We start from the raw sequence: 24,115 nt of genomic DNA, 5'->3' as shown, positions 1-24,115 counted from the left end.
AATGCCGATGAAACCGACCGTTGTGCGTCTGCTGGCCCGTTTCGCAGTGCCGGTGGCCCTGCTGCTGCCAGGTGCGGCAAATGCGTCGGAACTGCAGGCCGGGCTGACCACGCACTGGGTCGGTTTCGCCGCGGTGGCGATCTTCTGTCTGGCCTACGCACTGGTCTTCGTCGAGGAGTTCACCCATCTGCGCAAGTCGCAGCCGGTGATGATGGCTGCCGGTGTGATCTGGGCCCTGCTGGCGGTGGTGGTGGGCCTGCGCGGCGACCACGAGCTGACCGAACGGGCGCTGTCGGGTTACGTACTGGAATACGCGGAACTGTTTCTGTTCCTGCTGTCGGCGATGACCTACGTCAACGCAATGAGCGAACGCAACGTGTTCAATGCGCTGCGCGGCTGGCTGTTGCGCCGCAAGCTGGGCTACCGCGCGCTGTTCTGGATCACCGGCGCGTTGGCGTTCGTACTGTCGCCGCTGATCGACAACCTGACCACGGCACTGGTGATGTGCGCGGTGCTGATGGCGGTCGCCGACGGCAACGCCCGCTTCATCGGGATCGGCTGCATCAACATCGTCGTCGCCGCCAATGCCGGCGGCGCGTTCAGCCCGTTCGGCGACATCACGACCCTGCTGGTCTGGCAGCGCGGGATCGTGCCATTCGCGACCTTCTTCGCGTTGCTGGTGCCGGCACTGATCAACTGGGGCGTTCCGGCGCTGCTGATGAGCTTCGCCCTGCCGTCCGGAAAGCCGGTCGGCAGCGAGGACGATTCGCGGATGAAGCGCGGCGCGTTGCCGATACTGGCGCTGTTCGGGTTCACCGTCAGCCTGGCGGTGTTCTTCCACGGCGTGCTCGACCTACCGCCGTTCCTCGGCATGATCACCGGCTTGTCTCTGCTCAAGCTGTATGGCTGGCACCTGCAGCGCACCGCCGAGCGCTACGAGATCGACGAATTCAACCGTCAGGGCAGCCCCGGCGATGTCGATGCCTTCGACAGCTACGAACAGGTGGCGCGTGCCGAATGGGACACCCTGCTGTTCTTCTTCGGGGTGATCATGTGCGTGGGCGCGCTGGGCTTCTGTGGCTATCTGGCGCTGTCCTCGGAGATGTTCTACGGCCATCTGGGCCCGACTGCGGCCAACGTGCTGGTCGGGCTAATCTCGGCGGTGCTCGACAACATCCCGATGATGGTGGCGGTGCTGCAGATGAATCCGCAGATGGACACCGGGCAGTGGTTACTGGTCACGTTCACCGCCGGCGTCGGCGGCAGCCTGCTGTCGATCGGTTCGGCCGCCGGTGTCGCCCTGATGGGGCAGGCGCATGGCAAGTACACCTTCTTCAGCCACCTGAAGTGGGCATGGGCGATCGCACTTGGCTATGCCGCCAGCATCGCGATGCACATGTGGATCAACGCGCGCTATTTTACCGGCTGACGCTGTGACAAGGGATTGGCGCAACCGCTAGAATCCGGGCATGTCCGACGAGAATACCGTTTCCCGCACCGTCCGCGAGTTGCCGGGACTGACACGCTCGGCGCTGAGCGAATTCTTTCGCCTGGAAGCCGCCGGCGGCATTCTGCTGATCGGCGCGGCGGCGCTGGCGTTGCTGTTCGCCAATTCCGGGCTGGAACCGGTCTACGACAGCTTCCGGCAGTTGCCGGTGGCGGTGGCGTTCGGCGAGTTCAAGATCGCCAAGCCGCTGCTGCTGTGGATCAACGACGGCTTGATGGCGATCTTCTTCCTGCTGGTCGCGCTGGAAATCAAGCGCGAAGCGTCCGGCGGGCAACTGTCCGAGCGCTCGCAACTGGTGCTGCCGCTGGCCTGCGCCTGCGCCGGCGTCGCGGTGCCGTCCGGGATCTTCTGGTGGATCAATCGCGGCGATCCCGGAGCGATTGCCGGCTGGGCGATCCCGGCGGCGACCGACATCGCCTTCGCACTCGGCATCCTGTCGCTGCTGGGCTCGCGGGTGCCGGTGGCGGCCAAGCTGCTGCTGTCGACCATCGCGGTGGTCGACGACCTGGCTGCGATCTCGATCATCGCGGTGTTCTACACTGAGGACCTGTCGGTGACGGCGCTGGTATGGGCAGGCGCGGCGATCACCGGCATGGTGCTGCTGAATCTGCGCGGGATCCGCGCGCTCACCCCGTACCTGCTGCTTGGTGTGCTGGTCTGGGTCTGCGTGCTGAAGTCGGGCGTGCACGCGACTCTGGCCGGGGTGGTGACCGGGCTGTTGATTCCGCACCGTGGCGAGGAAGACGGGCATCATTCGCCGCTGGAACGCCTGGAACACGCGCTGCATCCGTGGGTGGCCTACGCGATCCTGCCGGTGTTCGCCTTCGCCAATGCCGGGCTCGACCTGCGTGGCTTCGGCTTGTCCGACCTGCTGTCGCCGGTGCCGCTGGGCATCATGCTGGGCCTGTTGCTGGGCAAGCCGGTGGGCGTGATCGGCGCGGCGCTGCTGGTGCGGCTGGCCGGCGGCCGCTGGCCGGAAGGGCTGGACGGCCGCAGCATGACCGGGCTGGGCCTATTGTGCGGGATCGGCTTCACCATGAGCCTGTTCATCGCCAGCCTGGCCTATCCGGGCGCCGGCAACGGCCTGGCGCAATCGTCGGTACTCGGGGTGCTGGTTGGTTCGGTGGTGGCCGCGCTGTGCGGCTGGACATGGCTGCGCCTGACCCTGAAGGACGACGCCCCGTAGTGCGCCGGGCGCTGCTGTTCGGCGGCAGCGGGCAGATCGGGCGTTCGCTGCTGGCGCGTCTGCAGGCCGAGCGCTGGCAGGTCTGGGCGGCCAGTCGCCAGGCGCGCGAAGCATTGCCGGGAGTGACCTGGCTGCCGGGCGACCTCGGCGCGCCGGAAGCGATGGCGTACCTGCCGGCGGCGGTCGATGCGATCTTCAGCCTGGGGCCGCTGGACGGCTTCGCGCAGTGGTATGCGCGTGCCGGTGTCACGGCGCCACGGGTGATCGCCTTCGGTTCGACCAGCCTGCAGGTCAAGCAGGATTCGGCCGATGGCCACGAACGCGAACTGGCCGCGCGACTGCGGCAGGGCGAAGCGACCGTTTTCGCCACAGCGGGTTCGCGCGACGCGGCGGCGACGCTGCTGCGTCCGACCCTGGTCTATGGCGCCGGCCGCGACCAGACCCTGAGCCGGATCGCGGCGCTGGCCGCACGCAGCGGCGTATTCGTGCTGCCGCGCGGCGCCACCGGCCTGCGCCAGCCGGTGCATGTCGACGACCTGGCGGCGGCGGCGCTGGCCGTGGTCGATGCGCCGGCCAGCCACGGCCAAGCCTATGCCTTGCCCGGTGGCGAAACCCTGGCCTATCGCGAAATGGTAGCGCGCACGCTGGCCGCGCTGCGGCCGCCGGCGCGGCTGCTGGAGTTGCCGGCGCCGCTGTTCGGCGCGGCCGTGCGCGTTGCGCGCTGGAGCGGCAGGTTGCAGGGCTTGGGCGACGCGGCGGTCGCGCGGATGCGCCAGGATCTGGTGTTCGATGCAGGCCCGGCCTGGCGCGACTTCGGCTACGCGCCGCGCGCGTTCGCGCCTAGCGCGGAGATGCTGGGGCAGTAAGCACGCGTGGCGGTCGCCGGTTCAGTACTTCCACTCCATCTTGCGGAAGAACTTGGCCAGCACCCAGATCGGCCCGATCAGCAGATAGACGATGTCAGTGAAGAAGCTGGGCTTGCGGCCTTCGATCTTGTGGCCGATGAACTGCGCGATCCAGGCCACCACGAACACGCCGACTGCCAGCCACAACAGGTTGCCCAGGCCGATGCTGGCCTCCAGCAGCCGGCAGCTGCAGGCCATGGTGAAGAACACCACCAGCATGGCCAGGCCGATCGGCCGCGACAGCCGGTAATAGAACGCCCACGCGGCGAACATCGCCAGCGCGGCCCAGATGCCGCTGCGGAACCAGGTGCCGAACACAGGGATGCACCACAACAGAGCGACCACCGACCACAGGATGGCCGGCACCGCGACCACGTGGATGCGCTGGTTGATGTCGTTGCGGTGGTCGCCGGAGTAATGGGCGAACCAGCGGTCGATGGGGCGTTCGGCCGTCGCGTTCATTGATCCCTCCCGAGGATGCGCTCGGGTATGGAGGATAGCCTATCCGCGCGCGGCGGGCGGGCGCGTCTCAGCCCGGCGCGGCCGACCGCGAGAACAGCTGGATCACCAGCACGCCGGCCAGGATCAGGCCGATCCCGACCAGGGCCGGTCCGTCCAGCGGCTGCTTCATCACCACCCAGCCGATCAGGGTGACCAGCACGATGCCCGCCCCGCACCAGATGGCGTAGGCCACGCCGAGCGGCACGCTGCGCAGCACCAGCGCCAGCGCGTAGAAGGCGACCGCATAGCCGGCCACCGCGAGCAGCGAGGGACCGAGCCGGGTGAAACCGTCCGAACCTTTCAGCGCCGAGGTGGCGACGACTTCGGCGACGATGGCGATGGCCAGTGACAGGTAGGCGGCGCGCATGGCGGGCGCCTTCAATCGACGACGATGCCGGCCAGACGCTGCAGCGCCTCGGCGTATTTGGCGCGGGTGCGCTCGATCACCTCGGCCGGCAACGACGGCCCGGGGGCGGTCTTGCCCCAGTCCAGCATCTCCAGGTAGTCGCGCACGAACTGCTTGTCGTAGCTGGGCGGGCTGCTGCCGACCTGGTACTGGTCGGCGGGCCAGTAACGCGACGAGTCCGGGGTCAGCATCTCGTCCATCACGTACAGGCGGCCGTCGGCGTCGGTGCCGAATTCGAACTTGGTATCGGCCAGCAGGATGCCGCGTTCGGCGGCGAATTCGGCGGCGAAGCGGTAGATCCGCAGGGTGGCGTCGCGGACCTTCTCGGCCAGCTCGGCGCCGATCTTGCGGACCATGGTGTCGAAATCGATGTTCTCGTCGTGGTCGCCGACCGCGGCCTTGGTCGAGGGGGTGAAGATCGGTTCGGGCAGCTGCTCGGCCTGGCGCAGGCCGTCAGGCAGGCGGATGCCGCTGACGTGGCCGGTACGCTGGTAGTCCTTCCAGCCGCTGCCGATCAGGTAGCCGCGGGCGATCGCTTCCACCGGCACCGGCTTGAGCTTGCGGGTGACCACCGCGCGCCGCGCGTACAGCGCCGGATCGACCCCGTCCGGCAGCACGCTGGCCACGTCGATGCCGGTCAGGTGGTTGGGCATCAGCTGCGCGGTCCGGGCGAACCAGAAATTGGAGATCTGGCACAGCATCTCGCCCTTGCCGGGGATCGGGTCGGGCAGGACCACGTCGAACGCGCTCAGGCGATCAGTGGCGACCATCAGCAGGCAGTCGCCCGGCGCGTCGGCGGGCAGGCGCTCGCGGGGCAGGTCGAAGACGTCGCGCACCTTGCCGCGATGGATCAGCGACAGGCCGGGCAGGTCGGACTCGAGCAGGGTCGTGGGCATGGCGCCTCCTTTGGAACCGCCTAGTGTACGGCGCGCGCCGGCATGGGTGGCTTACACTTGCAGCAATGAAACGCTGGTATGGCAAATTGCTGGGGTTCGTGGCCGGCTGGCTGCTGCTGCGGCACCCGCTGGGCGGGCTGATCGGCCTGATTCTGGGCCATGCCTTCGACGAGGACTGGTTCCGCCTGAGCCGCGACGACCCCTACCGGGTGCTGGGCCTGGACCGCGACGCCAGCGACGCCGAGATCGACCAGGCCTACCGGCGGCTGATTTCGCAATACCACCCGGACAAGATGGCCGGGGCCGCGCCGGAGCTGCGCCGGCAGGCCGAAACCAAGGCCCGCGACATCAACGCCGCCTACGACCGCATCCGCACCCTGCGCAAACGCTGACCGCCATGTCCGATTGCATCATCGCCCCGTCCATCCTTTCCGCCGACTTCGCCCGCCTGGGCGAGGAAGTCGACAACGTGCTGGCCGCCGGTGCGGACTGGGTGCACTTCGACGTGATGGACAACCATTACGTGCCCAACCTGACCATCGGGCCGATGGTCTGCCAGGCCCTGCGCAAGCACGGTGTGACCGCACCGATCGACGTGCACCTGATGGTGTCGCCGGTGGATCGGATTGTCGGCGACTTCGTCGAGGCCGGCGCCAGTTTGATCAGCTTCCACCCCGAGGCCAGTGCGCACGTACACCGCAGCGTGCAACTGATCCGCGCCTCGGGCTGCAAGGCCGGACTGGTGCTGAATCCGGCCACCCCGGTCGATGTGCTGGACTGGGTGCTGCCGGAGCTGGACCTGGTGCTGCTGATGTCGGTCAACCCCGGATTCGGCGGCCAAGCCTTCATCCCTTCGGCGCTGGACAAACTGAGGGTGGTGCGGGAGAAGATCGATGCCAGCGGCAAGCCCATCCGGCTGGAAATCGACGGCGGGGTGAAGACCGACAACATCGGCGCCATTGCCGCCGCCGGGGCCGATACTTTCGTCGCCGGCTCGGCGATCTTCCGCGAACCGCGCACCCGCCAGGCTTATGCCGACACCATTGCCGCGATGCGTGCCGAGGTGGCTGCCGCACGCGGCTGATGGCAGCAGAAGGGCGATGGCCTGCGGCCACCGCCCTGGAAGAATTGGAGGCTGATCCTGCCTCCGCCCGTCGTCCCTGCTATGGCCTTCCATGCTGGGGTCTGATCGTGACGGCGCGATGACAGGCGGGAAATCCGCCGCGCTTCCGGGTAAAGTAGCGGCATGATCGGGCAGACGAACCCGCGTTCCCTTCCTGGCGCACGCCGCGCATGGCGATGGTGGCCCGTTGCCGACGTCCGCCACGCCCCCGATTCCCGGAAGGAACATCGTCTTGATCACGCAGCAGCAGTTCCAGCGCCACGCCGCTGAAGGTTTCACTCGCATCCCCGTCGTCCGCGAAGTGCTGTCCGACCTGGACACGCCGCTCTCGGTCTACCTGAAGCTCGCCGACGGTCCGCATACCTACCTGTTCGAGTCGGTCGAGGGCGGCGAGCGCTTCGGCCGCTATTCGATCATCGGCCTGCCGGCGCGACGGGTGTACAGCTTCCGCGGGCACACGCTGGAGGTCAGCGAGCTGGGCGAAGTGGTCGAAACCCGCGAAGTGGCCGATCCACTGGCCGAGGTCGAGGCGCTGCGCGCGCGGCATTCGGTGCCGCAACTGGAAGGGCTGCCCGGATTCACCGGCGGCCTGGTCGGCTGGTTCGGTTTCGAATGCATCGAATACATCGAGCCGCAGCTGGCGGCCGGCGCCAATCCCGACCAGCTGGGCACGCCGGACATCCTGCTGATGTTGTCCGAGGAACTGGCAGTCTTCGACAACCTGAAAGGGCGGCTGTACCTGATCGTGCACGCCGACCCCGCGCAGCCGCAGGCCTATGCGCGCGCCGTGCGCCGATTGGACGAGCTGAGCCATCGGCTGCGCCAGGGCGGTGCCGGCTATCCGCCAGTGCAGGTCTCCGATGCCATCGACGAGGACGATTTCCAGTCCTCGTTCACCCGCGAGCAGTACCACGACGTGGTGCGCAAGGCGCAGGAATACGTGCGCGCCGGCGACATCTTCCAGGTGGTGCCCAGCCAGCGGCTGCGGGTGCCGTTCCGGGCGCGGCCGATCGACGTGTATCGCGCGCTGCGTGCGCTGAATCCGTCGCCGTACATGTATTTCATCGACGTCGGCGGCACCCAGGTGGTGGGTTCGTCGCCGGAAATCCTGGCCCGGCTGCAGGACGGCGTGGTCACCGTGCGCCCGATCGCCGGCACCCGTCCGCGCGGCGCCACTCCGGAACAGGACCGCGCGCTGGAAGCCGAGCTGCTGGCCGATCCCAAGGAACGTGCCGAGCACGTGATGCTGATCGACCTGGGCCGCAACGACGTCGGCCGGGTGGCCGAGCCGGGCAGCGTGCAGGTCAGCGAGTCCTTCGTCATCGAGCGCTACAGCCACGTCATGCACATCGTCAGCGAGGTCACCGGCCGGCTGAAGCCGGGGCTGAGCTATGCCGACGTGCTGCGCGCGACCTTCCCAGCCGGCACCGTCAGCGGCGCGCCGAAGATCCGCGCGCTGGAGGTCATCCGCGAGCTGGAGCCGGTCAAGCGCAACGTCTATTCCGGCGCGGTCGGTTATATCGGCTGGAACGGCGACGCCGACACCGCCATCGCCATCCGTACCGCGGTCATCCAGGACGGTTACCTGTACGTGCAGGCCGGCGGCGGCGTGGTCTACGACTCCGACCCCGACCTGGAATGGCAGGAAACCATGAACAAGGGCCGCGCCCTGTTCCGCGCCGTGGCCGAGGCGGCGAAGGGGTTGTGATGGAGATGCCGAACGTGTCCAGCCCCCTCTCCCGCTTGCGGGAGTCGATGGCCCTCACCCCGACCCTCTCCTGTCAGCGGGAGAGGGGGAGTAAAGCAGCATGCTATTGATGATCGACAACTACGACAGCTTCACCTATAACCTGGTCCAGTACCTGCAATCGCTGGGGACCGAGGTGCAGGTGGTGCGCAACGATGCGATGACGGTGGACGAGATCGAGAAGCTCGCGCCGCAGCGAATCGTCGTCTCGCCCGGTCCGTGCACGCCCAATGAAGCCGGCGTTTCGCTGGAAGTGATCGAGCGGTTGGGTCGCAACACGCCGATCCTGGGCGTGTGCCTGGGCCACCAGAGCATCGGCCAGGCTTACGGTGGCAAGGTCGTACGCGCCGGGCGGATCATGCACGGCAAGACCTCGCCGATCCGGCACGAAGGCAAGGGCGTGTTCGCCGGCCTGCCGGACGGCTACGAAGCCACCCGCTACCACTCGCTGGTGGTCGAACGCGACGCGCTGCCCGAGGCGCTGGAAGTCACCGCCTGGACCGAGAACGACGACGGCAGCGTCGAGGAGATCATGGGCCTGCGCCATCGCGAGTATCCGGTGGAGGGCGTGCAGTTCCATCCCGAGTCGATCCTGACCCAGCACGGTCATGCGTTGCTGAAGAACTTTCTGGAGCGTTGAAGATGCCGACGACGTCGGACAGGCTGTTCGTGGTCATGCTGGGCGGTACCCACCCGCGGGCGAAGGTCGAGTTGCATGACGTGGCGTTCGCGGTCGGTGACACGCTGGAGTCGGTCTATCCGCAACTGCGCGAGCAATGGTTCGGCGAGCCGCGCGGCATGCATGTCGATTCGTGGATGGAGGTCGACGGCGTCGAGGGCTGGAAGGTGCGGCTGTCGGCCGAGCCGGCCGCCGAAGGCTCGCCGAAGCTGTTCTTCATCAACTTGGGCGGTTACGAGCCGGGCGCGTTCGGTGAGGCGCACAAGTACCTGCTGCTGGTCGCTGCCGATGCGGCCGAGGCCAAACGCAAGGGCAAGGCGCAGGCGGCAGCGGAGTGGATGCTGCCGCACAAGGACGCCTTGTACGAGGTCGACGACTGCATCCCGGTCGAGGCCGCCGGCGGGCGCCACCTGCGCCTGACGCAAGGGCCGCATGCCGGGATTGCGTACCATAGCGACTATCTGGTCGTCCCCTGATCCCCATCGGAAGCCCCATGTCGATTACCCCACAGGAAGCCCTGCAGCGCACCATCGAGCATCGCGAGATCTTCCACGACGAGATGGTCGCGCTGATGCGGCAGATCATGCGCGGCGACGTGTCGCCGACGATGACCGCGGCCATCCTGACCGGCCTGCGGGTCAAGAAAGAGACCGTCGGCGAGATCGCCGGTGCGGCCACGGTGATGCGCGAGTTCTCGCGCAAGGTCGAGGTCGCCGATCGCGCGCATCTGGTCGACATCGTCGGTACCGGCGGCGACGGTTCGCATACCTTCAACATTTCCACCTGCTCGATGTTCGTGGTCGCCGCGGCCGGTGCGCGGGTGGCCAAGCACGGCAACCGCAGCGTGTCGTCGAAGTCGGGCAGCGCCGACGCGCTGGAGGCGCTGGGCGCGGCGATCGAATTGCAGCCGCAGCAGGTGGCGCAATCGATCACCGACACCGGGATCGGTTTCATGTTCGCGCCGATCCACCATCCAGCGATGAAGGCGGTGGCACCGGTACGGCGCGAGATGGGCGTGCGCACCATCTTCAACATCCTCGGCCCGCTGACCAATCCGGCCGACGCACCCGGCATCCTGATGGGCGTGTTCCACCCGGACCTGGTCGGCATCCAGGCGCGCGTGCTGGAGGAACTCGGCGCGCAGCGCGCGCTGGTGGTGTGGGGGCGCGACGGCATGGACGAGATTTCGCTCGGCGCCGGCACCCTGGTCGGCGAGCTGCGCGACGGTCAGGTGCGCGAATACGAAATCCATCCGGAAGACTTCGGCATCGCCATGTCGGCCAGCCGCAACCTGCGCGTGATCGATCCGGCCGAGTCGAAGGCCATGCTGCTGGGGGTGCTGGACAACCGTCCCGGTCCGGCGCGCGACATCGTCGTGCTGAATGCCGGCGCGGCGCTGTACGTGGCCGGCGTGGCCGACGGCATCGGCGAGGGCATCGAGCGCGCGCGCGACGCCATCGCTTCCGGGAAGGCGATGCAGAAGCTGCACGAGTTCGTCGCGGCCACGCAGGCATTGGCGAAGGCGGCATGAGCGACATCCTGCAGAAGATCCTTGCCCGCAAGGCCGAGGAGATCGCCGATCGCCGCACGCGGGTGCCGCAGGCCGAGTTGGCCGCGCGTTCGCTCGACGCGTCGCCGGTCCGCGGCTTTGCCGATGCGTTGAATGCCGCTGTCGCCCGTGGCGAGCCGGCGGTGATCGCCGAGGTGAAGAAGGCCAGTCCGTCCAGGGGCGTGATTCGCCCGGATTTCCGCCCGGCTGAAATCGCGGTCAGCTATGAATTCGGAGGCGCGTCCTGTCTGTCGGTATTGACCGACATCGATTTCTTCCAGGGCAGCGACGCCTACCTGCAGCAGGCGCGCGAAGCCTGCACGCTGCCGGTGCTGCGAAAGGACTTCACCATCGACCCGTACCAGGTCCACGAGGCGCGCGCATTGGGCGCCGACTGCATCCTGCTGATCGTGGCCGCACTGGACGATGCGCAGCTGGTCGACTTGTCCGGCCTGGCGATGGAGCTGGGCATGGACGTGCTGGTGGAAGTGCACGACATTGACGAGCTGGAGCGCGCGCTACAGGTCCCGGTGCCGCTGGTCGGGATCAACAACCGCAACCTGCGTACCTTCGAGGTCTCGCTGCAGACCACGCTGGAAATGAAGGACGCGGTGCCGCGCGACCGCCTGCTGGTGACCGAAAGCGGCATCCTCACGCCGGCTGACGTGGCGACGATGCGCGCCGCCGGCGTGCACGCCTTTCTGGTCGGCGAAACCTTCATGCGTGCCGAGGAGCCGGGCGAGGCGCTGCGGCAGCTGTTCTTCGACGCATGAGCGCGACGCCTTCCGAGTCGCGCGCCGATGTGCCGCTGGTGGTGTTCGACTTCGACCACACCCTGTATGACGGCGACTCCGGCAGCCACCTGTTTGCCTGGCTGCTGAAGCGCAATCCGCTGCGCCTGCTCGCCGCGCTGCTGGCCACGCCGTTGCTGGGACCGATGGTGGCCTGGTTGCCGACCCGCCGTCGCGGCATTTCCGGTTACGTCTGGATCGCCACGCTGGGCTTGCACCGGGCGCGCGAGTTCGACCGCTGGATCGACCGCTACGTCCGCGAGCACGAGGCGCAGATCCGCGAACGCCTGTTGCCGCAGGCGCTGCAGGTGTTCGCCGGCCATCGCGTTGCTGGCGACCGGGTCGTCGTCGCCACCGGTGCGCCGCCGGAGCTGGCGCGGGCGATCCTGGCCTTCGTCGCCCATCAGGACGTGCCGGTGCTCGGCAGCCAGGTCGGGCCGCGTTTCGGCGCGATGATGGCCGTGCGCCACTGCCACAGCGAAGAGAAGATGCGCATGCTGCGCGAACAGGGCTATGGCGATATCGACATCGCGTATTCGGACTCCAGCGCCGACCTGCCGCTGCTGCAGGCGGCGCGCTCGCCGGTGGTGGTGAACCCGAAAGCCAAGAGCGTTGAAAAATTCCGCCGCGTATTGCCGCCCGGAACGCCGATCCTCAACTGGGGTTGCGAGGACCGCGCCGGTGAGCGCGTGCCGGCGTAGGGCGGAACCCGTTCAATCCCGTTCTGGTGCCTTCCAGGACTTGATCCAGTCCGCCAGGTCGTGTTCGGCGTAGTCGCGGAATTCGCCGGCGTCGTAGAAACGGCCGTAGCAGTACTTGCAGCTCTCGAACCAGATGTGCGGCTGTTGCGGATCGACCATCCGGATCAGGTCGCGTTCGCCCTCTCGCAGACCGGGCAGTGGATGCGGTCGATGCGGTTGTGGCGTTCGCCGGTGTCCTCGTCGCCGATGTCGACCTCCTCGGCATATTCGGCCAGCAGCACATGCTCGCGCATGTCGAACCACAGGCCGTGACAGCGGGTGCAGCGATCCGCGTGGGCGGCCAGGTGGCGGACTTCCTCCATGGCGCCGCGGCACTTCGGGCATTGCATCGTGCGGTCCTTGCGGGGACGGGTGGGAAAGATCGTAGCCGCAGGCGCTCAGAACAGCCAGGCCCGACCGATCTGGTACAGGCTGATCGCCATCACCAGCACCCCGACCACCTTCAGCACCACCCGTTCGGCCACGTGACGCACGAACCAGGCCGCCAGCGGAGCCGCGATCACGCCGCCGACCAGCAGGCCGAGCACGATTTCGATGTGCTGCAGACCGATGGTCATGAAGAAGGTCGCCGACACCACCAGGGTGACGACGAATTCGGCGGCATTGACCGTGCCGATGGTGGTGCGTGCCGTGCCGCCGCGGGCGAGCAGGGTGGAGGTGGCCAGCGGCCCCCAGCCGCCGCCGCCGGTGGCGTCGAGCAGGCCGGCGAAGAAGCCCAGCACCGGCACCCGTTTCACCTCCTGCTTCGGCACCAGCCGTCCTACCGAGCGCAGCAGGATCAGCACCGCCAGCACCAGCAGGTAGAGATAGATGAAAGGACGGATGGCTTCGCCCGGCAGGCGGGTCAGCACATAGGCGCCGATGGCGCCGCCGACCGCGCCGGAGACGGTCAGCCGCCAGAACAGCCGCGAGTCGATGTTGCGGAAATACGCATGCGAGGCGCCGGAGACGCCGGTGGTCACCACCTCGGCCGCGTGCACGCTGGCGCTGACCGCCGCCGGCGGCAGGCCCATGCTCAGCAGTACCGAGGAACAGATCAGGCCGAAGGCCATGCCCAAGGCGCCGTCGACCAGCTGCGCCGCCAGTCCGATCAGGATGAACCAGTAGAATTCATTGCCGAATTCCATCCGCAATTCCAGGGAGAGGGCTTTTCGTTTTACCGAAGGCGGCGCGGGCAGTTGTTAGCCCGGCGTTAGCGGCGATCCTCAGCGCGTGCCGTACAGGACCACGGTCTTGCCGCGTGCGTGCAGCTGCCCGTCAGCCTGCAGTTTCTTCAGCACACGCCCGGCCATTTCCCGCGAACAGCCGACCAGGCGCGCCAGCTCCTGTCGCGAGACGCGCAGCTGGGTGCCCTGCGGATGACTCATCGCCTCCGGCTCCTGGGCCAGGTCGTACAGGGTCCGCACGATGCGGTCGGTGACGTCCAGGAAAGCCAGCCGGCTGGCCTTGCGGCTGGTGTTGAGCAGACGCTTGGAGAGCTGGGTGCCGATGGCGTACAGCAGCTTCGGCGCGTCGTTGACCAGGACCCCGGTGAACAGCTGCTGGATGCGCTCGTAGCCGATCTCGGCCAGCTCGCACTGGGTGCGCGTGCGCAGGGTGACCTCGCGGCGGTCGGATTCGATGAACAACCCCATCTCGCCGACGAACTCGCCGAAACCGTAGTAGCCCAGCACCAGTTCGCGGTCCTCGTCCTCCTCGGCGATGATGCTGACCGATCCGCTGACCACGTAGTACAGCGTGCCGGCCGGATCGCCGGGACGGAACACGTCGGCCCGGGCCGGGTAGCGGCGGCGATGGCAGTGCGCGAGGAAGCGGTCGATGCAGCCGGCGTCGGGGGTGAGCGGGCTGTCGGCCGGGCGCGGAAGGGTGGGATGGCTTGCGAGCATGAACCGTATCGGGCGAGGGAATGCGGTCGAGCTTAGTCTGAATACGTGCCGAACGGCAAACACCGGCCAGCGGACATACCACTGTCGCGGCAATTGCCCCATAATCGCGCCCCTCGCGACTCACATCGCCACCCCACTCCCACGAGGGAACGACTGCCGTGGTCAAACCACTGCCGCGCCTGCGCCTGCAGGGCTTCAACAATCTCACCAAGGCCCTCAGCTTCAACATCTACGACGTGTGCTACGCCGTGTCCGAGGACGAGCGCCAGCGCTACATCGAGTACATCGACGAGGAATACAACGCCGACCGCCTGACCCAGATCCTGACCGACGTGGCGGAGATCATCGGCGCCAACATCCTCAACATCGCGCGCCAGGACTACGACCCGCAAGGCGCCTCGGTGACGATCCTGATTTCCGAGGAGCCGGTGATCGACAAGCGCCAGGCCGGCAAGGAGATCATCTCCGACGCCGTGGTCGCGCACATGGACAAGTCGCACATCACCGTGCACACCTATCCGGAAACCCATCCGGACAACGGCATCGCGACCTTCCGCGCCGACATCGACGTGGCCACCTGCGGGGTGATCTCGCCGCTGAAGGCATTGAACTACCTGATCGAGAGCCTGGAGTCCGACATCGTCATCATGGACTACCGGGTGCGCGGCTTCACCCGCGACATCAAGGGCAAGAAGCACTACATCGACCACAAGATCAATTCGATCCAGGATTTCCTGCACAAGAACATCAAGGCGCGCTACGAGATGCTCGACGTCAACGTGTACCAGGAGAACCTGTTCCACACCAAGATGCACATGAAGGACTTCGACCTGGACAACTACCTGTTCGAGGAGAAGGCGCGCAACCTGTCGTTCAAGGAACGGATGAAGATCGAAGCGCGGCTGAAGCGCGAGATCGAGGAGCTGTACCACGGCCGCAACCTGATGGATTGAGGCGGGGGGCGAGGAACGAGAAACGAGTGAAGAGAAGTGAGGAGTGAGTGGCAGCGGATCGTCGCGAGAGTATTCAGTCCCGCTCACTCCTCACTTCTCGCTCCTCTCCACTCGTTTCTCGTTCCTCTCCACTCGTTCCTACATCCGGTAGGCGACCGCCTTCATCAGCTTCGACGCGGTGGCCATCAGGGCCGGGATCGGCGGCGGCAGCACGCGCGCGCCGGCCTGTTCGGCATTGTCGGCGTGGCGGGCCTCGTCGTCCTTCATCACCCGCAGGATCTCGCGGCTGCGCAGGTCGGCTTCGGGCAGGGTCTGCAGGTGCTCGTCGAGATGGGCTTCGACCTGGCGCTCGGTCTCGACCACGAAGCCCAGGTTCCAGCCGTCGCCGCGCAGGCCGGCCAGCGCGCCGAGGGCGTAGCTGCCGGCGTACCACAGCGGGTTGAACAGGCTGGGGCGGCTGTCCAGCTCGCGCAGGCGGTCGGCGCACCAGGCCAGGTGGTCTGTTTCCTCCTGCGCGGCTTCCAGCAGGTGCTGCTTGGTTTCCGGCTCGCGGGCGACGGCGGCCTGGCCGAAATACAGGCCCTGGGCGCAGATCTCGCCGACGTGGTTGATCCGCATCAGGCCGGCGGCGTGGCGGCGGGCGGGGGCGTCCAGTTCCACGTCCGGGGTCTGCGCGGCCGGGTTGGGGCGTTGTGCGGGCGGGTTGCCGAACACGGTTTCCAGCGCCCGCTGGGCTTCGATCAACAGGACATCGGCGGGCTGCAGGCGGCGGGCGGTGGTCATGGTCGGACGGATGCGGGGGAGGACAGGGCTTATGGTCGCGCTTCCGGCGCCGTGCCGCCAGCGGCGGGGTGCAGGCTTGCCTGCGCTGGCTGCGACCCGTATAATCCCGTCTCTTTTTCGTTCCACAACGCGTGGCAAAGTTCCGCCGGGGCAAGCCCGCCGGAATCCGCCCGACCATGTATCCCTAGAGAACCCGAGTTCGCCATGTCCACTTTTACCGCCAAGAACGAGACCGTCCAGCGCGACTGGTATCTCGTCGACGCCGCCGGCAAGACGCTGGGTCGTCTGAGCACCGAGCTGGCCCGCCGCCTGCGCGGCAAGCACAAGCCCGTCTACACCCCGCACGTCGATACCGGCGACTACCTCGTGGTGGTCAACGCCGAGAAGATCGCCGTGACCGGCAACAAGCTGGCCGACAAGAAGTACCACCGCTTCACCGGCTACATCGGCAACCTGAAGACCGAGACCCTGGCCCAGGCGCTGGAGCGCCACCCGGAGCGCGTGATCGAGATCGCGGTCAAGGGCATGCTGCCGAAGGGCCCGCTGGGACGGCAGATGTACCGCAAGCTCAAGGTGTACAAGGGTTCCGAACATCCGCACGCTGCCCAGCAGCCGCAGCCGCTGGAGATCTGAGGCAATCATGGCTATCACGCAAAACTACGGCACCGGCCGTCGCAAGTCGTCCACCGCCCGCGTGTTCCTGCGCAAGGGCAGCGGCAACATCACCGTCAACGGCCGTCCGCTGGACGAGTTCTTCGGTCGCGAGACCGCGCGCATGATCGTGCGCCAGCCGCTCGAGCTGACCAAGAACACCGACACCTTCGACGTCGTCGCGACCACCATCGGTGGCGGCACCACCGGCCAGGCCGGCGCCATCCGCCTGGGCATCGCCCGCGCGCTGGTCGAATACGACGAGACGCTGAAGATCGAACTGCGCAAGGCCGGCTTCATGACCCGCGACGCCCGCGAGGTCGAGCGCAAGAAGGTCGGTCTGCACAAGGCCCGTCGCGCCACGCAGTTCTCCAAGCGCTGATTTCGCATTGGATTCCGGGTGGCGGTACAATCGCCATCCGGCTGTTGCAAGCGTTGTTCCACAGCCCCGTCGCCAAGCGGTAAGGCACCTGACTCTGACTCAGGCATTCGGAGGTTCGAATCCTTCCGGGGCTGCCAATTCGAGGACAAGGTCCGAACCTTGTCCGGCTCGACCCGCAAAAGCCCGCCACGCGCGGGTTTTTGCTTTTCCGGCCCGGTGCCGGCCACCTGCGGAGGCCCCATGGTCGCCAGTTTCGTTCCCCCCGCCAGTTCGCCGGCCGGTCTGGCCGGCGCCATGCGCGATCGCGGTTATGCGGTATTGCCGGCCGCGGGGCTGGCCGCGCTGGCCGGGGTGGAGGTGGCCGATTTCGAAGCCTGGCGCCCGTACTGGGACGAGTTGCTGCCCGACCCCTACCTGAAGGACGGCGGCCGCTACCGGCAGCGGCGGCACTCCTGCTTCGTGGTCGACGGCGATGTGGTCGCGCTGGCGCCGCACCGGGCGCACTGGCAGTCGCTGGACTACAACGCCCTGCACGGCGGCATGCAGCGCTGGTTCGAGCCGATCCGGCCGGCGCTGGTGGCGCAACCGGCCTGGACCGGGCTGCTAACGGCCCTGGGCGGAGTGTGCTCGGCGATCAAGGGCGCCCGGTCCTGGTACGTGGAAGCGCACCAGTTCCGGATCGACACCACCGACGGCATTGGCCGCCCGACGCCGGAAGGCGCGCACCGCGACGGGGTCGATTTCGTCGCGGTGATCCTGGTGGGCCGGCACGACATCAAGGGCGGGGAAACCCGGGTGTTCCAGGCCGACGGCCCGGACGGGCAGCGTTTCACCCTGCGGGAGCCGTGGTCGCTGATGCTGCTGGACGACGTCCGCATGATCCACGAATCGACCCCGATCCAGCCGCTGGGCGAGTACGGCTACCGCGATACCCTGGTGTTGACCTATCGCGGCGGCGGCTTCCAGGGCGACGAACCACAACGTCCGGATATTTAGTTACAATTGAAACAATAATCCGCAGCCGACAACCGGAGCCCTCGATGAAACTCGGATCCCTGAAACAAGGCGGCCGCGACGGCACCCTAGTGGTGGTGTCGCGCGACCTGTCCCGTGCGGTACGTGCCGACGGCATCGCGCCGACCCTGCAGCGCGCGCTGGAGGATTGGGATCAGGCCGCGCCACGGCTGCAGGCGCTGTCCGATGCGCTGAATGCCGGCACCGCCGAAGGCGCCTTCGCTGCGGATTTCGGCGCCTTCGCCGCGCCGCTGCCGCGTGCCTACGAATTCGTCGACGGCAGCGCCTACCTGCCGCATGTCGAACGCGTGCGCCGTGCGCGCGGTGCCGAGGTGCCGGAAAGCTTCTACACCGACCCGTTGATGTACCAGGCCACCAGCGCCAGCTTCTACGGCCCGCGTGATCCGGTGCGCGTGCCCAGCGAGGACTACGGCATCGATCTGGAAGCGGAGATCGTGGTGGTGACCGACGACGTGCCGATGGCGGCCGATGCGCAGGCGGCGGCCGGGCATATCCGTCTGGTCGGCCTGGTCAACGACGTCTCGCTGCGCAACCTGATCCCGGCCGAACTGGCCAAGGGCTTCGGTTTCCTGCAATCCAAGCCGCGCTCGGCGCTGTCGCCGGTGTTCGTGACCCCGGACGAGCTGGGCGCGGACTGGCGCGGCAACAAGCTGCACCTGCCGCTGGTCACCCACATCAACGGCGAGTGGTTCGGCGCGCCGGAGGCTGGCGAGGACATGCAGTTCGACTTCGCCCAGCTGGTCGCGCATGCGGCCAAGACCCGGCCGCTTTCGGCCGGAACCCTCGTTGGTTCGGGGACCATCGCCAATCAGGACACCGGTCGGGGCGCATCCTGCTTCGCCGAGAAGCGCACCGTGGAAGCGCTGGAGCACGGCACCCCGCGGACCCCGTTCATGAAGTATGGCGACGTGGTGAGGATCGAGATGCGGGACCGCGACGGCACCGACATCTTCGGCGCGATCGAGCAGCGGATCGCACCGCCGGTCGACTGACGCGCGGCGGGGGCGGTTCGGGACCGACGCTGCCGTCGCCGGCAGTCAAGGTCGGATGTCGAAAGTGGCGGCGGCGCGGCGACACGAGGAGACACGATGAACGAACCGCTCACCCTGCATTCCTACTGGCGTTCCAGCGCCGCCTATCGCGTGCGGATCGGCCTGAACCTGAAGGGCCTGGACTACGGCATTGCGCCCGTGCACCTGCTGCAGGACGGCGGCCGCCAGCACGATCCCGACTACGCGGCGATGAATCCGCAGCAGTTGGTACCCACCCTGCAGCACGGGCATCGCACCCTGCTGCAGTCGCTGGCGATCCTGGAATACCTCGACGAAGTGTTCCCGGCGCCGCCGCTGCTGCCGGCGACCGCGCGCGAGCGGGTGCGGGTGCGCGCGCTGGCGCAGCTGGTCGCCTGCGACATCCATCCGCTGAACAACCTGCGGGTGCTGCAGTACCTGCAGCGCGAGATCGGAATCGACGACACGGCCCGCGACGGCTGGGCCCGGCACTGGATGCAGAGCGGGCTGGCGGCGATGGAAGCGCTGCTGGTCGAGGATCCGGGGACCGGCGATTTCTGCCACGGACAGACGCCGGGCATGGCCGATTGCTGCCTGGTGCCGCAGCTGTACAACGCGCGCCGCTTCGGCATGGACCTGGTGTCGTGGCCGACCCTGGTGCGGATCGAGCAGGCTTGCCTGGCGTTGCCGGCCTTCGAGGCGGCGCGACCGGAAAACCAGCCCGACGCGCCGCCCGCCTGAGCCGGCGGCTCAGCCGAAACCGTGGGTGATGCCCGGCGCCGGGTTGGGTGAATACACGTCGGCGTAGGGGTCGTGGGCGCCCTGCGAGCCTTCGGACAGGCGGAACTTCAGCGCCAGGCCGTCGCGCGAGTCGGCCGCGCGCAGCGCCTCTTCCTGCTCGATCCTGCCTTCCTTGACCATCCGGAACAGGCACTGGTCGAAGGTCTCCATGCCTTCCTCCAGCGATTCCTCCATCGCCTGCTTGATCTCGTGGACCTGACCGCGGCGCAGCAGGTCGCGGATCATCGGCGTGTTGATCAGCACTTCGGCCGCCGGCAGGCGGCGGCCGTCCTTGCCCTTGACCAGTCGTTGCGAAACCACCGCGCGCAGGTTCAGGGCGATGTTCATCAGCACGTTCTTGTGCGCGGTTTCGGGGAAGAAGTTCAGGATGCGCTCGATCGCCTGGTCGGCGTTGTTGGAGTGCAGGGTGGCCAGGCACAGGTGACCGGTTTCGGCGAACGAGATCGCCGCCTCCATCGTGGTGGCGTCGAGGATCTCGCCGATCAGGATCACGTCAGGCGCTTCGCGCATGGCGTTCTTCAGCGCGTTGTGAAAGGCGTGGGTGTCCAGGCCGACCTCGCGCTGGTTGACGATCGACTGCTTGTGCTTGTGCAGGTATTCGATCGGATCCTCGATGGTGAGGATGTGCCCGGTGGTGTTGCTGTTGCGGTAGTCGATCATCGAGGCCAGCGAGGTCGACTTGCCCGAGCCGGTCGAGCCGACCAGCAGCACCAGCCCGCGCGGGGTCATGATGATGTCCTTCAGCACCTGCGGCAGGTTCAGCTCCTCGATGCTGGGGATCACGCTGCGGATCGCGCGCACCACCAGGCCGACTTCGCCGCGCTGCTTGAACACGTTGACCCGGAAGCGGCCGGCATCGGGCAGGGCCACGGCCATGTTCAGCTCCAGTTCGCGCTCGAACTGCGGGATCTGCCATTCCTCCATCAGCGAATAGGCGATCTTCTTGACCATGCCGGCCGGCAATCCGGTGCTGCCCAGCGGGTACAGCCGGCCCTCGATCTTGATGTAGACCGGCGCCCCGGTGGTCAGGAACATGTCCGAGGCGTTCTTTTCCGTCATCAGCTTCAGGAAATAGCCGATGTCCATACACGATACTCCCCACTGCGTTGATGCCCCGCGTTGCATGTCCGGGGCAGGCTTCCGACAATGATGCCGCTTCCCCGACACCATATGGCAATTCGATGCGCTTAAGCTTCTCACACTTCAACAGCATGGAGTACGCATTGGCCGCGCTGCTGGCGTGCCTGGCCGTGCTCGCGGTCACACCCGTGCGGGCGCAGACGGTTCCGGAGCTGCAGCAGGCCGAACAAGCGGTGGAGCGTGCCGGCCAGGCCGATGCCGACCAGTACGCGCCGGAATTGCTGGCCTCGGCGCGCCAGGCCCTGAGCCAGGCGCAGGCCGCCGCCGCCGGCAATCGCAGCCAGCGCCGCGCCGCGCCGATGATCGCCGCCCGCGCCGCCGCCGATGCCGATCTGGCGCACGCGCGCAGCGAAGCCGCCACGGTCGAAGCGCGTCTGGCGCAGCGTCGCGGGGAAATCGCCGAACTGCAGCGCAAGCTGGATTCGGGGGCGACGCCATGATCGTCGCGACCCTGCGCCGTGCCCTGCTGTGGCTGGCGGTCGTGGCCGCCATGCCGGCGATGGCGGCGGAAAACCCCGACGTGACCCGCCTGCAGCAGCGGCTGGCGAGCCTGTCCGCCGATCCGGCGCAGGCACAGCAGGCAGCCTACGAGCGCCTGCATGCACAACAGGCAGTGCAGGCGCTGGCCGAAGCGCGCCGCAGCGACCGCGACAATGCCCTGTACATCGCCGAACGGCGGGTGGAGATTGCCGAGGTCGCCGTCCGTACCGCGGAGATGCAGGCGGAACTGGAGGCATTGGAGCGCCGCCGCAGCGAATTGCTGGTCGAAGCCAGCCGGCGCGAAGCCGCGCGCGCACTGCAGGAGGCCGAGCGGCTGCGCATGCAGGCGCTGATCCAGAACGAGGAGATCGAACGCCTGCGCGCCGAGGCCGAAGCCGAGGGCCGGGCACGCGAGGCGGTCGAGAGCACCCTGACCACGGTGGCCGGGCAGCAGGCGGCCAAGCTCAGCGCCGCGCGCCGCAAGGAGGCCGAACTGGCGCGGCAGGAGGCCGAGCTGGTGTCCGGGCGCAAGCTGCCGGCCTCGAAGTTCGACGGCGGTGGCGAGGTCTTTACCCTGGGCGCCGAGGCCTTCGAGGGTAATGGTGCGCGATTGACCTCCCGGGGCGAGGCCGACGCCGCGGCGCTGGCCGCCTACCTGCAGGCCATGCCCAAGGCCAGGGCGCAGATCCTGGGCTATGGCGGTTCCGACCAGCGGCAGGCGCGCGCCAATGCGGTACGGGATGCGCTGGTGACGGCCGGCGTGGGCAAATCGCGGCTGAAGGCCAGCGGCAAGGGCAGTGCCAGCGGAAGCCGGATGGTGGAAGTGGTCGTCGCGCCCTGATTTATCGTTTGAATTCAATAGGTTGAACGAAGTCTTGTGGCTTTCCGGGGGGCTCCGGCCGCGTTGGGCTGGGCGGAAATTCCGTCGCCAAATCAGCGGCTTGGAAAGGGCCTTGCCGCCCTTCCGGCAAGGGAGTAGGGTCGAAGACCAAGCGCTCAGCCTGATCGCTTGACCCACTGGAGAGTCGGGACGATGACGCCAACGCCAGCAGTCCGGGAGCGTGTCCCCGGCGGCAAGGTCCGCCGCAGGACGCCGGGTGTCGATGTCCAGCCCCCTCCAGCCCACCAACGCCCCGAGCCCGCCAGGCCGGGGCGTTCGCATTTCCGCAACAGGAGGACCGACATGTTCGAAGGCCAACCGCAGTCCGAGATCGACGCACTGATCAAGTCCAACCCCGAATTCAAGCGGCTGTACCAGCGCCACAGCGAGCTGAACAAGAAAGTGACCGACGCCGAACTCGGCGTGCTGCCCATCGACGACACCACCCTGGGACAGATGAAGCGCGAAAAGCTCGCCGCCAAGGAGCGGCTGCTTCAGATCTACGACACCACCCTGCATTGACCTCCCCCCGAGGACTTCCCAAGCGGGAGGTGGCGGCCTTCCTCGTCGGTCGCCGCCTCCCGTCCCTCCCCGAAGCCCGCCCCAAGGCGGGCTTTCGCATTCGGGGTTGGCGGCCGGCAATGCGATAATCGCCGGCATTCGTATTCCTAGGTGATTGTCCCGGCATGAGTGTCCATTCTTCCGTCCTGGAACTGATCGGCCAGACCCCGGTCATCCGCGCCCGGCGCCTGGAGGCCGGACCCTGCGAGCTGTACCTGAAGCTGGAAAGCGCCAACCCCGGCGGCTCGATCAAGGACCGCATCGGGCTGTCGATGATCGAGGCGGCCGAGCGCCGCGGCGACCTGCAGCCGGGCGCCACCCTGGTCGAGGGTACCGCCGGCAATACCGGCATCGGCCTGGCTCTGGTCGCCCAGCAGAAGGGCTACAAGCTGATCCTGGTGGTTCCGGACAAGATGAGTCGGGAGAAGATCTTCAACCTGAAGGCGATGGGTGCCGAGGTGGTGCTGACCCGCTCGGACGTGGCCAAGGGCCATCCCGAGTACTACCAGGATCTGGCCGCGCGGATCGCCGAGGAGACGCCGGGGGCGTATTTCATCAACCAGTTCGGCAACCCGGACAACCCGGCCGCGCACGAGTTCGGCACCGGCCCGGAACTGCTGCGGCAGATGGCCGGTGTCGGCGGCGTGGACGCTATCGTGTTCGGCTGCGGCAGTTCCGGCACCATGACCGGACTGTCGCGCTGTCTGGCCGAGCACTCGCCGCAGACCGAGCTGGTGCTGGCCGATCCGGTCGGCTCGATCCTGGCCGAGTACATCAACGAAGGCACCCTGAGCGAGAAGTCCGGCAGCTGGCTGGTGGAAGGCATCGGCGAGGACTTCCTGCCGTCGATCTCCGACTTCAGCCGGGTCAAGAAGGCCTACGCGATCAGCGACGCCGAAAGCTTCCGCACCGCGCGCGAACTGCTGGCGAAGGAGGGCGTCCTCGGCGGTTCGTCCACCGGTACCCTGCTGGCGGCGGCGCTGAAGTATTGTCGCGAGCAGACTGTGCCGAAGAAGGTGCTGGTGCTGGTCCCCGATACCGGCAACAAGTACCTGTCCAAGATGTACAACGACTACTGGATGCTGGACAACGGCTTCATCGAGCGCCCGCACCATGGCGACCTGCGTGACCTGATCCTGCGCCCCTACACCCAGCGCGACACCGTGGTGGTCGGCCCCAACGACCTGCTGACCACCGCCTACCAGCGGATGAAACTGTACGACGTGTCGCAGCTGCCGGTGATGGAAGGCGAGACCCTGGTCGGGATCGTCGACGAGAGCGACGTGCTGCTGCACGTCTACGGCGACGAGGCGCGTTTCCGCGACCCGGTCTCCACCGCCATGGTCAGCAAGCTGGACCGGCTGGACGTCAAGTCGCCGGTCGAGGCGCTGCTGCCGGTGTTCGACCGCGGTCAGGTCGCCATCGTCATGGACGGTGAGGCCTTCCTCGGCCTGATCACCCGGATCGACCTGCTGAACTACCTGCGGCGGCGGGTGCAGTAA

Annotated in this window: 30 protein-coding genes and 1 tRNA gene; 22 read left to right on the top strand and 9 right to left on the bottom strand. The window is 67.5% G+C overall.

The genetic code is table 11. The annotated features are described in order from the left end of the window. The first annotated feature begins 7 nt into the window (after window positions 1-7). The 3 genes from nhaD to CSC70_RS12900 are packed head-to-tail and all read left to right on the top strand — an operon-like array spanning window position 8 to window position 3,559. Window positions 8-1,429, top strand: coding sequence for a sodium:proton antiporter NhaD (gene nhaD, locus CSC70_RS12910; protein WP_211369491.1), 1,422 nt, complete (start codon window positions 8-10; stop codon window positions 1,427-1,429). A 40-nt stretch (window positions 1,430-1,469) separates the two neighbouring features. Then, the gene (gene nhaA / locus CSC70_RS12905; protein WP_162457045.1) at window positions 1,470-2,693 is read left to right on the top strand and encodes a Na+/H+ antiporter NhaA; all 1,224 of its coding nucleotides are present in this window, start codon (window positions 1,470-1,472) and stop codon (window positions 2,691-2,693) included. Further along, window positions 2,693-3,559, top strand: a complete 867-nt coding sequence (locus tag CSC70_RS12900) for an NAD-dependent epimerase/dehydratase family protein (RefSeq protein ID WP_343038782.1) — start codon at window positions 2,693-2,695, stop codon at window positions 3,557-3,559. Before nhaA ends, CSC70_RS12900 begins: the two co-directional genes overlap by 1 nt. A gap of 21 nt (window positions 3,560-3,580) precedes the next feature. On the opposite strand, the gene CSC70_RS12895 is transcribed toward CSC70_RS12900, so the two are convergent. The 3 genes from CSC70_RS12895 to CSC70_RS12885 form a co-directional block, all read right to left on the bottom strand. Beyond that, window positions 3,581-4,060 carry an Mpo1 family 2-hydroxy fatty acid dioxygenase gene (locus CSC70_RS12895; RefSeq protein ID WP_162457043.1) on the bottom strand — a complete coding sequence of 160 codons (480 nt, stop codon included), beginning with the start codon at window positions 4,058-4,060 and terminating at the stop codon, window positions 3,581-3,583. A 67-nt stretch (window positions 4,061-4,127) separates the two neighbouring features. Beyond that, window positions 4,128-4,466 (bottom strand): DMT family transporter, encoded by a 339-nt coding sequence (locus CSC70_RS12890; protein ID WP_162457042.1) that lies wholly within the window; start codon window positions 4,464-4,466, stop codon window positions 4,128-4,130. 11 nt (window positions 4,467-4,477) lie between these two features. Then, window positions 4,478-5,401: a phosphoribosylaminoimidazolesuccinocarboxamide synthase gene (locus CSC70_RS12885; RefSeq protein WP_162457041.1), complete on the bottom strand. Its 924-nt coding sequence runs from the start codon at window positions 5,399-5,401 to the stop codon at window positions 4,478-4,480. A 65-nt stretch (window positions 5,402-5,466) separates the two neighbouring features. Here CSC70_RS12885 and CSC70_RS12880 point away from each other — a divergent pair, with 65 nt between their 5' ends. From CSC70_RS12880 to CSC70_RS12845, 8 genes are all read left to right on the top strand, one after another. Next, window positions 5,467-5,793, top strand: a complete 327-nt coding sequence (locus tag CSC70_RS12880; RefSeq protein ID WP_162457040.1) for a J domain-containing protein — start codon at window positions 5,467-5,469, stop codon at window positions 5,791-5,793. A gap of 5 nt (window positions 5,794-5,798) precedes the next feature. Beyond that, window positions 5,799-6,485, top strand: a complete 687-nt coding sequence (gene rpe, locus CSC70_RS12875) for a ribulose-phosphate 3-epimerase (RefSeq protein ID WP_162457039.1) — start codon at window positions 5,799-5,801, stop codon at window positions 6,483-6,485. A 271-nt stretch (window positions 6,486-6,756) separates the two neighbouring features. Then, entirely contained in the window at window positions 6,757-8,232 is a 1,476-nt protein-coding gene (gene trpE, locus CSC70_RS12870) for an anthranilate synthase component I (RefSeq protein ID WP_162457038.1), read from the top strand. Between the two features lie 100 nt (window positions 8,233-8,332). After that, the gene (locus CSC70_RS12865; protein ID WP_162457037.1) at window positions 8,333-8,911 is read left to right on the top strand and encodes an anthranilate synthase component II; all 579 of its coding nucleotides are present in this window, start codon (window positions 8,333-8,335) and stop codon (window positions 8,909-8,911) included. 2 nt (window positions 8,912-8,913) lie between these two features. After that, window positions 8,914-9,426 (top strand): DUF1543 domain-containing protein, encoded by a 513-nt coding sequence (locus CSC70_RS12860; RefSeq protein WP_162457036.1) that lies wholly within the window; start codon window positions 8,914-8,916, stop codon window positions 9,424-9,426. Between the two features lie 17 nt (window positions 9,427-9,443). Then, window positions 9,444-10,481: an anthranilate phosphoribosyltransferase gene (gene trpD / locus CSC70_RS12855; protein WP_162457035.1), complete on the top strand. Its 1,038-nt coding sequence runs from the start codon at window positions 9,444-9,446 to the stop codon at window positions 10,479-10,481. Next, entirely contained in the window at window positions 10,478-11,272 is a 795-nt protein-coding gene (gene trpC, locus CSC70_RS12850) for an indole-3-glycerol phosphate synthase TrpC (RefSeq protein ID WP_162457034.1), read from the top strand. The genes trpD and trpC overlap by 4 nt, the downstream gene beginning before the upstream one ends. Next, window positions 11,269-11,991, top strand: a complete 723-nt coding sequence (locus tag CSC70_RS12845; protein ID WP_162457033.1) for a haloacid dehalogenase-like hydrolase — start codon at window positions 11,269-11,271, stop codon at window positions 11,989-11,991. Before trpC ends, CSC70_RS12845 begins: the two co-directional genes overlap by 4 nt. A 12-nt stretch (window positions 11,992-12,003) precedes the next feature. Here CSC70_RS12845 and CSC70_RS14610 read toward each other — a convergent pair whose 3' ends face one another. The 4 genes from CSC70_RS14610 to crp form a co-directional block, all read right to left on the bottom strand. After that, the gene (locus CSC70_RS14610; protein ID WP_211369490.1) at window positions 12,004-12,150 is read right to left on the bottom strand and encodes a hypothetical protein; all 147 of its coding nucleotides are present in this window, start codon (window positions 12,148-12,150) and stop codon (window positions 12,004-12,006) included. 5 nt (window positions 12,151-12,155) lie between these two features. After that, window positions 12,156-12,380 (bottom strand): TFIIB-type zinc ribbon-containing protein, encoded by a 225-nt coding sequence (locus tag CSC70_RS14605; RefSeq protein ID WP_211369489.1) that lies wholly within the window; start codon window positions 12,378-12,380, stop codon window positions 12,156-12,158. Window positions 12,381-12,428: 48 nt separating this feature from the next. Continuing rightward, window positions 12,429-13,178 carry a sulfite exporter TauE/SafE family protein gene (locus CSC70_RS12835; RefSeq protein WP_162457032.1) on the bottom strand — a complete coding sequence of 250 codons (750 nt, stop codon included), beginning with the start codon at window positions 13,176-13,178 and terminating at the stop codon, window positions 12,429-12,431. 78 nt (window positions 13,179-13,256) lie between these two features. Continuing rightward, window positions 13,257-13,937, bottom strand: coding sequence for a cAMP-activated global transcriptional regulator CRP (gene crp, locus CSC70_RS12830; RefSeq protein WP_162457031.1), 681 nt, complete (start codon window positions 13,935-13,937; stop codon window positions 13,257-13,259). 158 nt (window positions 13,938-14,095) lie between these two features. Here crp and speD point away from each other — a divergent pair, with 158 nt between their 5' ends. Further along, on the top strand, window positions 14,096-14,890 hold the full coding sequence (gene speD, locus CSC70_RS12825) for an adenosylmethionine decarboxylase (protein WP_162457030.1): 795 nt from the start codon (window positions 14,096-14,098) through the stop codon (window positions 14,888-14,890). 138 nt (window positions 14,891-15,028) lie between these two features. Here the strand turns inward: speD and coq7 are convergent, their stop codons facing one another. Then, the gene (gene coq7, locus CSC70_RS12820) at window positions 15,029-15,673 is read right to left on the bottom strand and encodes a 2-polyprenyl-3-methyl-6-methoxy-1,4-benzoquinone monooxygenase (protein WP_162457029.1); all 645 of its coding nucleotides are present in this window, start codon (window positions 15,671-15,673) and stop codon (window positions 15,029-15,031) included. Between the two features lie 204 nt (window positions 15,674-15,877). Here coq7 and rplM point away from each other — a divergent pair, with 204 nt between their 5' ends. The 6 genes from rplM (at window position 15,878) to maiA (ending at window position 19,492) form a co-directional block, all read left to right on the top strand. Further along, window positions 15,878-16,306, top strand: a complete 429-nt coding sequence (rplM, locus tag CSC70_RS12815) for a 50S ribosomal protein L13 (RefSeq protein WP_162457028.1) — start codon at window positions 15,878-15,880, stop codon at window positions 16,304-16,306. Between the two features lie 7 nt (window positions 16,307-16,313). Continuing rightward, the gene (gene rpsI, locus CSC70_RS12810; RefSeq protein ID WP_162457027.1) at window positions 16,314-16,706 is read left to right on the top strand and encodes a 30S ribosomal protein S9; all 393 of its coding nucleotides are present in this window, start codon (window positions 16,314-16,316) and stop codon (window positions 16,704-16,706) included. A gap of 62 nt (window positions 16,707-16,768) precedes the next feature. Continuing rightward, a tRNA-Gln gene (locus tag CSC70_RS12805) sits at window positions 16,769-16,843 on the top strand. 103 nt (window positions 16,844-16,946) lie between these two features. After that, window positions 16,947-17,702 (top strand): 2OG-Fe dioxygenase family protein, encoded by a 756-nt coding sequence (locus tag CSC70_RS12800; protein WP_162457026.1) that lies wholly within the window; start codon window positions 16,947-16,949, stop codon window positions 17,700-17,702. 44 nt (window positions 17,703-17,746) lie between these two features. Next, window positions 17,747-18,733 (top strand): fumarylacetoacetate hydrolase family protein, encoded by a 987-nt coding sequence (locus CSC70_RS12795; RefSeq protein WP_162457025.1) that lies wholly within the window; start codon window positions 17,747-17,749, stop codon window positions 18,731-18,733. Between the two features lie 96 nt (window positions 18,734-18,829). Then, complete coding sequence (maiA, locus tag CSC70_RS12790; protein ID WP_162457024.1) at window positions 18,830-19,492, top strand: maleylacetoacetate isomerase; 663 nt, start codon at window positions 18,830-18,832, stop codon at window positions 19,490-19,492. 9 nt (window positions 19,493-19,501) lie between these two features. Here maiA and CSC70_RS12785 read toward each other — a convergent pair whose 3' ends face one another. Then, a complete protein-coding gene (locus tag CSC70_RS12785) occupies window positions 19,502-20,638 on the bottom strand; it encodes a PilT/PilU family type 4a pilus ATPase (RefSeq protein ID WP_162457023.1) in 1,137 nt (378 codons plus the stop codon). 95 nt (window positions 20,639-20,733) lie between these two features. On the opposite strand from CSC70_RS12785, the gene CSC70_RS12780 reads away from it, so the two are divergent. The 4 genes from CSC70_RS12780 to CSC70_RS12765 all read left to right on the top strand — a co-directional run bounded on the left by CSC70_RS12780 (window position 20,734) and on the right by CSC70_RS12765 (window position 24,115). Continuing rightward, a complete protein-coding gene (locus tag CSC70_RS12780; RefSeq protein WP_162457022.1) occupies window positions 20,734-21,132 on the top strand; it encodes a DUF4398 domain-containing protein in 399 nt (132 codons plus the stop codon). Beyond that, window positions 21,129-22,013: an OmpA family protein gene (locus CSC70_RS12775; protein WP_162457021.1), complete on the top strand. Its 885-nt coding sequence runs from the start codon at window positions 21,129-21,131 to the stop codon at window positions 22,011-22,013. The genes CSC70_RS12780 and CSC70_RS12775 overlap by 4 nt, the downstream gene beginning before the upstream one ends. 342 nt (window positions 22,014-22,355) lie before the next feature. Next, on the top strand, window positions 22,356-22,574 hold the full coding sequence (locus CSC70_RS12770; protein WP_162457020.1) for an HP1242/YdcH family protein: 219 nt from the start codon (window positions 22,356-22,358) through the stop codon (window positions 22,572-22,574). A gap of 164 nt (window positions 22,575-22,738) precedes the next feature. Continuing rightward, the gene (locus CSC70_RS12765; RefSeq protein ID WP_162457019.1) at window positions 22,739-24,115 is read left to right on the top strand and encodes a pyridoxal-phosphate dependent enzyme; all 1,377 of its coding nucleotides are present in this window, start codon (window positions 22,739-22,741) and stop codon (window positions 24,113-24,115) included.

It is taken from the genome of Pseudoxanthomonas kalamensis DSM 18571, from assembly GCF_010211745.1.
Lineage (GTDB): Bacteria > Pseudomonadota > Gammaproteobacteria > Xanthomonadales > Xanthomonadaceae > Pseudoxanthomonas_A > Pseudoxanthomonas_A kalamensis.
This window is presented reverse-complemented; position numbering and strand designations above follow the sequence as displayed.

Coding starts and splice junctions, on each gene's coding strand:
- trpC (WP_162457034.1), top strand. CDS start 10,478: ATGAGCGACATCCTGCAGAAGATCCTTGCCCGCAAGGCCGAGGAGATC.
- CSC70_RS12770 (WP_162457020.1), top strand. CDS start 22,356: ATGTTCGAAGGCCAACCGCAGTCCGAGATCGACGCACTGATCAAGTCC.
- CSC70_RS12765 (WP_162457019.1), top strand. CDS start 22,739: ATGAGTGTCCATTCTTCCGTCCTGGAACTGATCGGCCAGACCCCGGTC.
- nhaA (WP_162457045.1), top strand. CDS start 1,470: ATGTCCGACGAGAATACCGTTTCCCGCACCGTCCGCGAGTTGCCGGGA.
- CSC70_RS12800 (WP_162457026.1), top strand. CDS start 16,947: ATGGTCGCCAGTTTCGTTCCCCCCGCCAGTTCGCCGGCCGGTCTGGCC.
- coq7 (WP_162457029.1), bottom strand. CDS start 15,673: ATGACCACCGCCCGCCGCCTGCAGCCCGCCGATGTCCTGTTGATCGAA.
- CSC70_RS12780 (WP_162457022.1), top strand. CDS start 20,734: ATGCGCTTAAGCTTCTCACACTTCAACAGCATGGAGTACGCATTGGCC.
- maiA (WP_162457024.1), top strand. CDS start 18,830: ATGAACGAACCGCTCACCCTGCATTCCTACTGGCGTTCCAGCGCCGCC.
- nhaD (WP_211369491.1), top strand. CDS start 8: ATGAAACCGACCGTTGTGCGTCTGCTGGCCCGTTTCGCAGTGCCGGTG.
- rplM (WP_162457028.1), top strand. CDS start 15,878: ATGTCCACTTTTACCGCCAAGAACGAGACCGTCCAGCGCGACTGGTAT.
- rpsI (WP_162457027.1), top strand. CDS start 16,314: ATGGCTATCACGCAAAACTACGGCACCGGCCGTCGCAAGTCGTCCACC.
- CSC70_RS12785 (WP_162457023.1), bottom strand. CDS start 20,638: ATGGACATCGGCTATTTCCTGAAGCTGATGACGGAAAAGAACGCCTCG.
- CSC70_RS12865 (WP_162457037.1), top strand. CDS start 8,333: ATGCTATTGATGATCGACAACTACGACAGCTTCACCTATAACCTGGTC.
- CSC70_RS12845 (WP_162457033.1), top strand. CDS start 11,269: ATGAGCGCGACGCCTTCCGAGTCGCGCGCCGATGTGCCGCTGGTGGTG.
- CSC70_RS14605 (WP_211369489.1), bottom strand. CDS start 12,380: ATGCAATGCCCGAAGTGCCGCGGCGCCATGGAGGAAGTCCGCCACCTG.
- CSC70_RS12835 (WP_162457032.1), bottom strand. CDS start 13,178: ATGGAATTCGGCAATGAATTCTACTGGTTCATCCTGATCGGACTGGCG.
- rpe (WP_162457039.1), top strand. CDS start 5,799: ATGTCCGATTGCATCATCGCCCCGTCCATCCTTTCCGCCGACTTCGCC.
- CSC70_RS12860 (WP_162457036.1), top strand. CDS start 8,914: ATGCCGACGACGTCGGACAGGCTGTTCGTGGTCATGCTGGGCGGTACC.
- CSC70_RS12880 (WP_162457040.1), top strand. CDS start 5,467: ATGAAACGCTGGTATGGCAAATTGCTGGGGTTCGTGGCCGGCTGGCTG.
- CSC70_RS14610 (WP_211369490.1), bottom strand. CDS start 12,150: ATGGTCGATCCGCAACAGCCGCACATCTGGTTCGAGAGCTGCAAGTAC.
- CSC70_RS12775 (WP_162457021.1), top strand. CDS start 21,129: ATGATCGTCGCGACCCTGCGCCGTGCCCTGCTGTGGCTGGCGGTCGTG.
- CSC70_RS12885 (WP_162457041.1), bottom strand. CDS start 5,401: ATGCCCACGACCCTGCTCGAGTCCGACCTGCCCGGCCTGTCGCTGATC.
- CSC70_RS12895 (WP_162457043.1), bottom strand. CDS start 4,060: ATGAACGCGACGGCCGAACGCCCCATCGACCGCTGGTTCGCCCATTAC.
- crp (WP_162457031.1), bottom strand. CDS start 13,937: ATGCTCGCAAGCCATCCCACCCTTCCGCGCCCGGCCGACAGCCCGCTC.
- trpD (WP_162457035.1), top strand. CDS start 9,444: ATGTCGATTACCCCACAGGAAGCCCTGCAGCGCACCATCGAGCATCGC.
- CSC70_RS12795 (WP_162457025.1), top strand. CDS start 17,747: ATGAAACTCGGATCCCTGAAACAAGGCGGCCGCGACGGCACCCTAGTG.
- CSC70_RS12890 (WP_162457042.1), bottom strand. CDS start 4,466: ATGCGCGCCGCCTACCTGTCACTGGCCATCGCCATCGTCGCCGAAGTC.